General features: G+C 62.3%; 11 protein-coding genes, 2 tRNA genes and 1 pseudogene. 6 read left to right on the top strand and 8 right to left on the bottom strand.

Going from position 1 to position 9,361, the window contains the following annotated elements; translation table 11 throughout:
* Window positions 1-128 precede the first annotated feature (128 nt).
* Window positions 129-266 (bottom strand): hypothetical protein, encoded by a 138-nt coding sequence (locus EOA33_RS39030; protein ID WP_190234272.1) that lies wholly within the window; start codon window positions 264-266, stop codon window positions 129-131.
* Between the two features lie 370 nt (window positions 267-636).
* On the opposite strand from EOA33_RS39030, the gene EOA33_RS14360 reads away from it, so the two are divergent.
* The 3 genes from EOA33_RS14360 to EOA33_RS14350 all read left to right on the top strand — a co-directional run bounded on the left by EOA33_RS14360 (window position 637) and on the right by EOA33_RS14350 (window position 1,883).
* On the top strand, window positions 637-918 hold the full coding sequence (locus EOA33_RS14360; protein WP_127405907.1) for a hypothetical protein: 282 nt from the start codon (window positions 637-639) through the stop codon (window positions 916-918).
* Between the two features lie 270 nt (window positions 919-1,188).
* Window positions 1,189-1,485, top strand: coding sequence for a hypothetical protein (locus tag EOA33_RS14355; RefSeq protein WP_127405906.1), 297 nt, complete (start codon window positions 1,189-1,191; stop codon window positions 1,483-1,485).
* A 131-nt stretch (window positions 1,486-1,616) separates the two neighbouring features.
* Window positions 1,617-1,883: a hypothetical protein gene (locus EOA33_RS14350; RefSeq protein ID WP_127405905.1), complete on the top strand. Its 267-nt coding sequence runs from the start codon at window positions 1,617-1,619 to the stop codon at window positions 1,881-1,883.
* 1,073 nt (window positions 1,884-2,956) lie between these two features.
* Here EOA33_RS14350 and EOA33_RS14340 read toward each other — a convergent pair.
* Both EOA33_RS14340 and EOA33_RS14335 read right to left on the bottom strand, forming a co-directional pair.
* Window positions 2,957-3,033: transfer RNA gene (locus EOA33_RS14340), tRNA-Arg, on the bottom strand.
* 55 nt (window positions 3,034-3,088) lie between these two features.
* Window positions 3,089-3,394 (bottom strand): ETC complex I subunit, encoded by a 306-nt coding sequence (locus tag EOA33_RS14335; protein ID WP_126055558.1) that lies wholly within the window; start codon window positions 3,392-3,394, stop codon window positions 3,089-3,091.
* Between the two features lie 367 nt (window positions 3,395-3,761).
* On the opposite strand from EOA33_RS14335, the gene EOA33_RS14330 reads away from it, so the two are divergent.
* Window positions 3,762-4,925 (top strand): NAD(P)/FAD-dependent oxidoreductase, encoded by a 1,164-nt coding sequence (locus EOA33_RS14330; protein WP_245482335.1) that lies wholly within the window; start codon window positions 3,762-3,764, stop codon window positions 4,923-4,925.
* 94 nt (window positions 4,926-5,019) lie between these two features.
* Window positions 5,020-5,096: transfer RNA gene (locus tag EOA33_RS14325), tRNA-Pro, on the top strand.
* A gap of 572 nt (window positions 5,097-5,668) precedes the next feature.
* Here EOA33_RS14325 and EOA33_RS14320 read toward each other — a convergent pair.
* The 5 genes from EOA33_RS14320 to EOA33_RS14300 all read right to left on the bottom strand — a co-directional run bounded on the left by EOA33_RS14320 (window position 5,669) and on the right by EOA33_RS14300 (window position 8,865).
* A complete protein-coding gene (locus EOA33_RS14320) occupies window positions 5,669-6,091 on the bottom strand; it encodes a type II toxin-antitoxin system VapC family toxin (RefSeq protein ID WP_127405904.1) in 423 nt (140 codons plus the stop codon).
* Entirely contained in the window at window positions 6,088-6,342 is a 255-nt protein-coding gene (locus EOA33_RS14315) for an Arc family DNA-binding protein (protein WP_126055561.1), read from the bottom strand. The genes EOA33_RS14320 and EOA33_RS14315 overlap by 4 nt, the downstream gene beginning before the upstream one ends.
* Window positions 6,343-6,422: 80 nt before the next feature.
* Window positions 6,423-7,127 (bottom strand): DnaA regulatory inactivator HdaA, encoded by a 705-nt coding sequence (hdaA, locus tag EOA33_RS14310; protein WP_127405903.1) that lies wholly within the window; start codon window positions 7,125-7,127, stop codon window positions 6,423-6,425.
* Between the two features lie 6 nt (window positions 7,128-7,133).
* A complete protein-coding gene (locus EOA33_RS14305) occupies window positions 7,134-8,336 on the bottom strand; it encodes an AI-2E family transporter (RefSeq protein WP_126055563.1) in 1,203 nt (400 codons plus the stop codon).
* Window positions 8,308-8,865, bottom strand: a complete 558-nt coding sequence (locus EOA33_RS14300; RefSeq protein WP_127405902.1) for a CDP-alcohol phosphatidyltransferase family protein — start codon at window positions 8,863-8,865, stop codon at window positions 8,308-8,310. The genes EOA33_RS14305 and EOA33_RS14300 overlap by 29 nt, the downstream gene beginning before the upstream one ends.
* 250 nt (window positions 8,866-9,115) lie before the next feature.
* Between EOA33_RS14300 and EOA33_RS14295 the strand changes: the two are divergent.
* A pseudogene (locus EOA33_RS14295) lies at window positions 9,116-9,361 on the top strand (phosphoribosylformylglycinamidine cyclo-ligase); the annotation flags it as partial.

The following is a 9,361-nucleotide window of genomic DNA, read 5'->3' as shown; positions in this document are numbered from 1 at the left end:
ACGGCATGGGAACAAACGATCGCCACCCTCGTTGAAAGGGCTGGCCGGATGCCCTTGTGTCCCAATCCCCTCTTCCGGCTAGCCTTGAAGCCAAGCCCGCTGCTGTCCCCTCGGCAGCGGGTTTCGCTTTAGCGCAACAGTATGTAGGCGCCCATGCCGGCCATCATCAGGCAAGCGGCCATGCCGACCATATCGCGATGCCGGAAACGCCAGACTGCGCCAGGGAGCATCGAAGCGGTGACGGCGGCGATGTAGGGGGGCCACATACGACATCAAACTCGTGCCGGCAGAACCGGCAGCTTTTCGCGTTCGGTGCGAATTTACAAGTCATATCAATGCGTAGGCGCTTTCGCATACCCGGAATTGACTTTTAAGGCGAAAACGCCTAATGATTTCAGATAGTTATCCCAAAATAGCTCTTGCTTCCGACCCGATTCTCGGCCATGTTTTGTGGCAGGGGTTAGGGTTTTCTGCACATAAAAGATCGACGCAGCGGCAGGCCAAGATTTCGCCGGGGTGGCGCAGCCATGTCCAAGGCAAACGCCTAAAAGCTCGCCGGCGATCTCCAGTCGCCTCTCACCCCCGGCAGCCGGACCTATCCGGCGCGGCCTGAGAGGCCCTACTGGAGGGAATGAAATGAACGCTCATGCAACCGTAACGGAACAACCGACCGAAACCTGGCAGTTCGAACTCGACGCGCTCGTCACGCATCGCGATATGCCGCCTATGCCAAGCATTGTGCTCAGTCGTGTGCGGACAAGTAAGGGCCAGGAAGTCTACGGCGTTCGCTCACTCGCCTTCGAGGATCCGAACAGGGACAGGCTGATAATGGGCGAGGTGCTTAAGCCGATTGACGATGTCGCTTGGGACGTTTGTTTGCTTGCCGGCACGTCGCTGGATCCGAGGGCAACGGCATGAAAGCCGATTTTAGTCGCCTCGGCGTCAAGAAGATTATTTGCGTAACTGCTAAATATGTTCGTTGCTCGGCTAGGCGAAAACTCTTATCCTTGCAGTGTTCTTCGGAACATTGGCTTGGTTATGTCTCGCACTTGCAGCCTTTGTGGCCAGCACACACTCAGCGAGACTCTTCATTGAAACCCGTGCCCGCGAAAGCGGGGCGACTGATCGTGTCTGCTGCAATGGTGCGGCAGGCTATCAACACGCGCTTTGCGCATTGAGGAGTGAGATATGACTGATGCTACCGGGATTGCACATGCTCTGGAAAAGAAGGCCTCGTGGCGGCGAGAAAAGGCCCAAAGGCATCCGGAAGATGTACGCAACATAGAGGCGGCCGAAATGCTAGAAAGCCTGGCTGCTCAGGCCGAGGCGGGAGACATTGACCCTGAACTTTCGGACCGACTTACTGCGATGCAGAATGAAGGTGACGAAGCAGACGAGAGAGCCAACGAGCTTATGACTGCGATTGGGTTCAGTCAGAGGTACGAGAAAATTGACCACCTCATCCGAGACATTGTGACTGACTAAGGAAATCGGCAATCCGTCCTGTGCCGCGCAAGGCCCGCCTGCCGAAAGGCAGGCGGCCCTTAGTCGTAGTGGCAGCGTAACTGGGAAAAGGGTGGCCACAACAATACATAGTCAGAGAGCGGGAGGAGAATATGCCGACATTAGTGAGCTTACAGCCAAGAGGGCTGCGGCGAGCCGCTGCTGCGGCATACATCGGGATCTCACCATCGCACTTCGACAAGGAACGCGCGGCAGGCAACATACCGCCCGCCAAGACGCTCTTCGGAGTGGCGTTGTGGGACCGATTCGATCTAGATTCCTTGTTTGACGGCAAGCCGACCGCTGCCGTCGCCGCGAACGATAATGACTCTGATTATTGGGACCGCGAATGCGCCGCAATCGGAAGCCGCAATACATAAACGAGTATCTGGACCGACACGGCCGACCCCGCATCTATCTGCGCAAGCCAGGCCAGAAACAGATATCCCTGCCCACGCCGCTTTATAGCGAATCTTTCTGGACCGCCTACCGTGCCGCCATGGCAGGCGAGCCGGAGAAGGTTGCGCGAGTAAAGCCGGGCAGCATCGCCGCAGCTGTTAACGGCTACTACGGCTCAATAGAATTCAAGTCATTGGCAGAATCTACGCAAGCCGTCTATCGCGGCGTGCTGGATCGTTTTGTCGAAAAGCACGGCAGCGGTCCAGTTGCCAGCCTCCGAGCGCATCACGTCAACACGATTATCGACGGCATGGCATCGACACCCGCAGCCGCATCGAACTTCCGCAAGCGGCTTTCCGGGGTCATGGAGTATGCAGTGTCGGCCGGAATGCGGACCGACAACCCCGTGAAGGACGCCAAGCGCATTCGATATGAATCGGACGGCCATAGAACGTGGTCGGAAGAAGATATCGCTGCTTACCGCAAAAAGTGGAAGATAGGCACGCCTGAGCGGCTGGCAATGGAGGTGCTGCTGCACACCGGCTTGCGCAGATCCGATGCTGTGCGCGTCGGATGGAGGCATGTCGCAGGCGGACGAATTGAGATCACCGCGCAAAAGACAGGCGTCGAACTGTCGATCCCGATCCGCGCCGAACTGATGGGCTACATCAAAAACTGCCCGAAAGATGGCGACGCCTTCATTGCCAAGACTGGCGGCGCCGCACGATCCGAGAAGGCCTTCAGCGCCTACATATCCGAGGCTGCGGCCAAGGCCGACCTGCCGGAAGGATCGCCGCCGCACGGCCTACGCAAGGCGGCTTGCCGTCGACTGGCCGAGGCTGGCTGTTCGGCGCGCCAGATCATGGCGATAACCGGCCATACCGACATTCGAGAAGTTGAGCGCTACTGTCGCGAGGCGGAAAAGAAGCTGCTCGCCGATGCCGCAATGGCGAAGCTAGACGACCATTTCGATGTCCAGAAATTGCCTAACCAACCAGACGAGTTAGGCAATTCCGACGATAAGGAATTGAAATCATTGATAGAAAAAGGAGCTTGGCGATCCCGGCAGGATTCGAACCTGCGACCATCGGCTTAGAAGGCCGGTGCTCTATCCAGCTGAGCTACGGGACCGCTGGCCGGCCGCGCCGGCTGATGCTTCGCGAAGGGCGCCGTCCGGCTTGCCGGCTCAGTGCGTCCAGGGCGTCCTGCGGTCATAGCGGAAATTCTCCGCGTAGGAAATCTGCCGGCGCTTGGGCTCCTTCGGCTCCTCGACGCGGAAGGCAAGGCCTTCCTTCTCGGCATAGGCCACCGCCTCTTCCCTGGTGTCGAAAGTCAGCCTGATCTGGCTCAACATGTCGCCAGAGGTGGTGTAGCCCATCAGCGGGTCGATCTTCTTGCGCTGCGCGGGATCGAATTCCAGCACCCAGCGACCGGTCTTGGCCTTGCCGGATTGCATCGCGGTTTTGGCTGGGCTGAAAATGCGCGCGGACATGTCCACCTCGTTGCTCCCCGGAGCAGCACTCCAGGCGTTTGTACCGACGCCCGCCCTCGAAAAGCCCTATTCAGGTTCTCCCGGTCGCGCGCCCACCCCGTCATTACTGTGCAATGACGCCGGCGGCAAGGCGGGTTTGCAACGGACCGCACGACGATTGGCAATCGCGCGGGCGACAATTGGCAATCGCGCGGGCGACGCGGTCGGCGACGTTTTGCAAACGCGGCTGCGACGTTTTGCAAACGCGGCTGCGACGTTTTGCAAACGCGCTTGCGACGTTTTGCAAACGCGCCTGGTTGGCGCGAGACTGGAGGCGGCATATGTCGGATACACTGGTGTGCCACTCACGGCTATGACAATGACAGACATGGCAGCGGAAACCTTGCCGGCCGGCCGACCGGGAACCTTCGAGGGCGCGATCGTGATCGGCGCCGGCGCCGCCGGGCTCGCTGTGGCCCAGGCGCTCGCCGCTGCCGGCGTGGCGACACAGGTGCTGGAGCGGGAAAACAGGCTGGCCGAACCCTGGCACAGACGGCATGAGAACCTGCATCTCAACACCCACCGCGATCTTTCCGCGCTGCCCGGTGTCGCCTATCCCGCCGGCACGCCGGCGTTTCCGCACCGCACCACGGTGATTGGCCACCTCAATCACTTCGCCGAAGCGCACCGGCTGCCGGTCGAATTCGGCATCGCCGTCAAGGACGTGAGCTTCAACGGCGATCACTGGACGGTGAGGACCAGCGCCGGGCCGCGGCGCGCGCGCCATGTCGTGGTCGCCACCGGGCGCGACCGACAGCCGTTCATTCCCGCCTGGAAAGGCATGGAGGACTTTGCCGGGCGCATCGTCCATTCGGCGGATTTTGGCGCGGCGAAGGACTATGAGGACAAGAAGGTATTGGTGGTCGGCGCCGGCAATTCGGGCTTCGACGCGCTCAATCACCTTTCCGGAGCCAAGACCGGACAGATGTGGCTGGCGGCGCGCAACGGCCCCTCGCTGTTGCCCAAGCGCATCGGACAGATCGCCGTGCACCGTTTTTCGCCTTTCATGGCGCGGCTGCCCGTGCGGCTGGCGGACTGGGCGATGGCGCTGACCCAGCGCCTTGTCTTCGGCGACCTCAGCAAATTCGGCCTGCCGCGCGCGCCCTTGGGCGGCGCCAGCCGCCTCGGCTCCGACTATACGGCGATCGCCTCCGACGACGGCGCCGTCGATGCCATCAGGGCCGGCAGGGTCATCGTGGTGCCGCAGGTCAGGGAATTCACCCGGGACGGCGTCATCCTGGATGACGGTCAGACCATCACGCCCGACGTCGTGATCGCCGCAACCGGCTATCGCACCGGGCTGGAGCCGATGCTCGGCCAGCTCGGCGTGCTCGACGGCAAGGGCGTGCCGCTGTTCAACGGCGCCGACAGCGATCCAAAGCTGCCGGGCCTGTGGTTCACCGGCATGCGGCCGAGCATCCGCGGCTGCTTTGCCAATGCTAGGATCCAGGGCGCCGCAATCGCCCGCAAGATCGCCGGACAGCGGCGCTGAGCGGCTGCAGGGCGCAGCGTTTTTTCCCGCCCTTCCCTTTTTTCTTTTCGTGGGTTGCCTTCGCGGGCCCGGAACCCTATACGCCGCGAGGCCTCGGAGTGTAGCGCAGCCTGGTAGCGCACCTGATTTGGGATCAGGGGGTCGCAGGTTCGAATCCTGCCACTCCGACCATTCCAGCTATTGGCCGGAGCATGGGCGCCAGTTTGCAAACCCGGCAAGCCAAAAGGCGCTGGCCGAACTCGGCTTTCGGGCCGGGAGCGTGCTCTGCCTCAGCCGCGGCAAGCGAGGCCGCACTCGCAGGCATCTCCGTCACCGTACCGGTCAGCGAGCCGCTCGACTTCTGGTATTCGCTGACTCCAACCGGCCGCATCGAGGACGGCAGGATCGAGGTGTCAGCTGCGGAAGCGCACGGCACATCACCTGATACAACTCGCCAAAACCCGGGAATACCTGGTCACGCGCTACAGCCCGCAAACGACCTCCTATACGCAGATCAACAGGCTGCTGGCGACCCTGGAGGAACTTGCCGGGAAAGTGGGGAATTAGGCGAACCGCCTTGTTGAATCGTCTATTTCGATGATGAGTTCGATGTCTCTGAAAGGCAAGCTCGCCGGGCGAGAACCCCAACCGCCTTGCACCCGGCGAGCCTACAACCCGATCTGGAACGTGATCGGGACCGGGGTCAGCCGGCATATTGGACGGTGCAAGATGGATGCCAGTGGCTTGGTCCAATATTGGGACAGCTACGTCGCACTTTGCCAAGGATCGACGACTGGTATGCCCGCCGCATGAAAGGCCGACGTGTCACGCGAAGCGACGTGGAAGCCTTTGGCATCGGCGATAGCCGCTATGTAGCCGTCGGGTATGGGGAACCCCTTGCCCGCCGTTCTGGCTTTTGCGGCAAGGCCTGCATACTGCCGCGCTGCCTGCACGTCGAATGGCAGAATGCGCTGATCAAACACCGCGCATATGCCAGCAAAGGCCTCAGCCAGGACATTCTTGCGGCGCCCCGCAGGCATCACCTCGATACCGAATAGCACCTCTGCGAGCGTAACGCTGGAAATATACAATGTTTCAGCAGCCTGATCGTCCAGCCATGCCAGCACCGCCGGATGGGGTTCCGGCCTCATCACCTCCGAAACGACATTGGTGTCCAGGAGAATCATTCAAATCTCAGGGGCTCGGCCGGGCTTTTGTCGCGGACCTGCTCCAGCGCATCGACATCCTCGTCTTTCACGCCGGCGCGGCGGGCGATTTCGGACAGCAAAGAGCCCAGCTTCACGCGCCCCTCGGGCCGCACGGCGTTCTCGAGTATGGCCCGGATCTCCGCTTCCGTGCTTCGGCCATGGATGGCGGCCTGCACGCGCAGAGCGCGGTGGGTTTCTTCCGGAATGTTTCTGATCGTCACAGATGGCATTGATATCATTCCGATGTCATTGACATCACTCAGATATCACTATCTGGCTCCGATGTCACGCGTCGGCTGCCGAACAAGACTCAAATCTCGAACTCGCCCTGCCCTTCGTCCATGGCGCTGACGGTCTCGGCGGCGAGCGCCCGGGTGATCGGCGTCTTGCGCTCCAGGGCCGCGCGGTCGAGGCGTCCAACCACGCGCATGGCGGTGGCCAGCGAGCGTTCGATGCGCCTGACCAGATATTGCACGACATGCGGCTCCACCTCGACCTGGCGGTCGGCGAAGAGTTTGGTGATGACGCCGGCAAGCAAAAGATCGTCGGGCTCGTGGATCTCGACGGTCGCGGCAGCCTTCAGCCGCGAGATGAGATCGGGCAGTTCGACACCCCAGGCCGAGGGAAAGCGTCTGGCCGTCAGCAGCAGGCTGGAGCCGGCGCCACGGACCGTATTGATGAGATGGAATAGGCCCGTCTCGTCAACCGGATGCTTGTCGACATCGTCGATCAGGACGGACCTGTCGCCGAGGTCGGCGATGCACTCTTCGATGCGTCCGGCATCCACCCTTAGCGCGCCGGCGCGGGCCTGCCAGATCGAGGCCAGATGCGTCTTGCCGGAGCCGGCCGGGCCGGCCAGCACCACGACAGGCGAAGGCCAGTCGGGCCAGCGATCGACCAGCGCCACCGCCTGGGCGTTGGTCGAAGACACCACGAGTTCGTCACGTGAATAGCCCGTGCCGTGACCGAGATCGAGCGGCAGCTGGCGCGGCGGATCGGTTCTGTCAGCGGCCATGGCGCGTCAGCCGCGCGGCTTGGCGCCCCGCCGACGGTCGGCCGGCAGTCGCGGAATGGGCTCGGTGACGTGGCCCTTGTAGAGCGGCGATTCGAGGTAGCGGGCAATGGCGAAACGCACCAGCACGGCGACGGCCGCCGAAGCCGGCACAGCGATGAGAAGCCCGACGAAACCGAACAACGCGCCGAAGGCGAACAGCGCGAACATCAGCCAGACCGGATGCAGGCCAACGCTCTTTCCCACCAGCCTCGGCTGCAGGATGTTGCCCTCGATGAACTGGCCGGCGAAGAACACGCAGGCCACTGCAACAATCATCACCCAGTCCGGCCAGAACTGGACGAAGGCGACGCCGACGGCGAGCACAAGTCCGGTCAGCGAGCCAACATAGGGGATGAAGGAAATCAGCCCGGCGAAGAGGCCGATGAGGATCGCGAAGTTGAGGCCGGTCAGCGTCAGGCCCGTGGCATACATGCCGCCGAGCACCAGGCAGAGCGTGCCCTGGCCACGCACGAAGCCGGCGGTCGCGATGTTGATGTCGCGGGCGATCACGCGCACCGTCTCGACATAGTCGCGCGGCACCCAGCTGTCGACGACGGCCACCATGCGGTCCCAGTCGAGCAGCATGTAGAAGGCGACCACCGGCGTCACCACGAAAAGGCTGACCACCGAGACCAGCGCCACGCCGGAACTCCAGATCGAGGTAAAGACAGTGGTGAGCAGGCCGAAGCCGGAGGTGAGCAGCGAGTTCAGCCCGTCGCGCAGGCTGTTGGCGTTGACGCCGAACCTCTGTTCCAGCCATTTCGGATCGAAGCTGGTGATCAGCGCCTGCAGGCGGGTAAGGTATTCCGGCAGCTTGCCGGCGAAATCGGCCATTTGCGTCGCCAGAACCGGAACCAGGATGACGAAGGCGAGCACCAGGACGACGATGAAGGCGATCAGGATGACCACCGTCGCCATCAGCCGGGAGAGGCCGAGACGCTGCAGCCGGTCGGCGACCGGATCGAGGAAATAGGCGAGCACCATGCCGGCGACGAAGGGCAGAAGGATGCTGGAGAAGACATAGAGGAACAGCGCCAGGAACACGGCCGTGCCCAGCCAGAAGAATACCTGGCGGCGGAACGCCAGGGACGCGGCTTCGCCGGCCGCCGCTGCCTCGGCGGCCGCTTCGATGGATCCTTGGTCAGGTGCCCGGTTTGGAGCCTTCGCCATAGCCGCTCATGTGCCTCAGCCAGGCCACGAGATAGGCCGCGGCCGAAGCCACGGTCAAGACCCCGGACAGTAATATGAGCGCCGGCCGCAACGGATCGGGGTGGATGGAAAACGCCAGTTCACCCAGCACCACCGCCGCCAGCACGATCTGGATTGCGGTGTTGGCCTTCGACACAAAGAGCGGTTTCACCTCGACCGGATGCGCCATCACTGAAGACAAAAGCACCGCGCAAACGATCAGCGCGTCGCGCGAGACCATGGTGACGACCAGCCACAGCGGCAATTGTCCGATGAAGCCCATGACCACGAACACCGAGACCAGCAAGAGCTTGTCGGCCATCGGGTCGAGATAGGCGCCGAGCTTCGAAACCTGGTTGTAGCGGCGGGCGATGAAGCCGTCGACGCCATCGGAGACGCCGGCGACGAGGAAGCCGGCAAAGGCCCAGTCCCAACGCGCTTGCAGCATCGCCAACACCACGGCGGGCACCAGCAGCAGGCGCATGATCGTGATCATGTTGGGGATGGTCAAAGTGTGCCCCGTCGCGTCTTGTCGAGAGATAGATGATGGAGATGGAAGGCTGGCGCAAGCACTACGCTCCTCATTCTCTGACGTTGGCGAATGGCGAAAGCTGCGATGCGGGCCAATCTCGCCTTCAGGGGGATCGGCTCACGCAGAAGAACGTTTGTTGGGGGGCAAAACCGCCGCACCGCCGCGTCATCCTTGCTCCCCGAAACCATTCATGCGAAGAGCCCGCAATGGAAACAGCGACGAGCCGGACATGACCAAGCGCGATACAGCCGAGCGCAAGAACGGGCTCACCTATGCCGAAGCGGGTGTCGACATCGATGCCGGCAATCTGATGGTCGAGAAGATCAAGCCGCTGGTGCGCGCGACGCGCCGGCCGGGCGCCGATGGCGAGATCGGCGGCTTCGGCGGCCTGTTCGATCTCAAGGCCGCCGGCTTCACCGATCCGGTACTGGTCGCGGCCAATGACGGCGTCGGCACCAAGCTCAAGATCGCCATC

This window comes from Mesorhizobium sp. M4A.F.Ca.ET.050.02.1.1 (assembly GCF_003997725.1).
Taxonomy (GTDB): Bacteria; Pseudomonadota; Alphaproteobacteria; order Rhizobiales; family Rhizobiaceae; genus Mesorhizobium.
The sequence above is the reverse complement of the archived record's forward strand: the minus strand, read 5'-3'. Positions and strand labels throughout refer to the sequence as shown.

Excerpts from the sequence above, each read along its gene's own strand:
- EOA33_RS39030 (WP_190234272.1), bottom strand. The coding sequence starts at position 266 with ATGTGGCCCCCCTACATCGCCGCCGTCACCGCTTCGATGCTCCCTGGC.
- EOA33_RS14360 (WP_127405907.1), top strand. The coding sequence starts at position 637 with ATGAACGCTCATGCAACCGTAACGGAACAACCGACCGAAACCTGGCAG.
- EOA33_RS14355 (WP_127405906.1), top strand. The coding sequence starts at position 1,189 with ATGACTGATGCTACCGGGATTGCACATGCTCTGGAAAAGAAGGCCTCG.
- EOA33_RS14350 (WP_127405905.1), top strand. The coding sequence starts at position 1,617 with ATGCCGACATTAGTGAGCTTACAGCCAAGAGGGCTGCGGCGAGCCGCT.
- EOA33_RS14335 (WP_126055558.1), bottom strand. The coding sequence starts at position 3,394 with ATGTCCGCGCGCATTTTCAGCCCAGCCAAAACCGCGATGCAATCCGGC.
- EOA33_RS14330 (WP_245482335.1), top strand. The coding sequence starts at position 3,762 with ATGGCAGCGGAAACCTTGCCGGCCGGCCGACCGGGAACCTTCGAGGGC.
- EOA33_RS14320 (WP_127405904.1), bottom strand. The coding sequence starts at position 6,091 with ATGATTCTCCTGGACACCAATGTCGTTTCGGAGGTGATGAGGCCGGAA.
- EOA33_RS14315 (WP_126055561.1), bottom strand. The coding sequence starts at position 6,342 with ATGCCATCTGTGACGATCAGAAACATTCCGGAAGAAACCCACCGCGCT.
- hdaA (WP_127405903.1), bottom strand. The coding sequence starts at position 7,127 with ATGGCCGCTGACAGAACCGATCCGCCGCGCCAGCTGCCGCTCGATCTC.
- EOA33_RS14305 (WP_126055563.1), bottom strand. The coding sequence starts at position 8,336 with ATGGCGAAGGCTCCAAACCGGGCACCTGACCAAGGATCCATCGAAGCG.